The following is a 274-nucleotide window of genomic DNA, read 5'->3' on the forward strand; positions in this document are numbered from 1 at the left end:
GCATACTGCTTGCTATGCAGCCAACGTTTCGCATATTATTCTGCGGTCATAATAATAATTCTCGTTTACGTTATCATTCACTTTTTCCATCAGAGATCCATCATGGCGCTTTCCAATACTGCTCAGCCAATTAACACGTCGCTGCGTAAAATCGCGGTCGTCGTAGCCACAGCGGTTGCCGGCATGTCTGCTTATGCTCATGCCGCCGAAACCCCGAAAAAAGAAGAAACCATTACTGTTACTGCCGCACCGGCTGCGCAGGAGAGTGCCTGGG

General features: G+C 49.3%; 1 protein-coding gene. It reads left to right on the forward strand.

What is annotated here, in order from left to right; all coding sequences use genetic code 11:
• Positions 1-102: 102 nt before the first annotated feature.
• Positions 103-274 (forward strand): hypothetical protein (locus tag RTW80_RS29215; RefSeq protein WP_312721620.1); only part of this gene is annotated, 172 nt, incomplete at its 3' end.

This window comes from Escherichia sp. AM3 (genome assembly GCF_032029835.1).
Taxonomy (GTDB): domain Bacteria; phylum Pseudomonadota; class Gammaproteobacteria; order Enterobacterales; family Enterobacteriaceae; genus Escherichia; species Escherichia coli.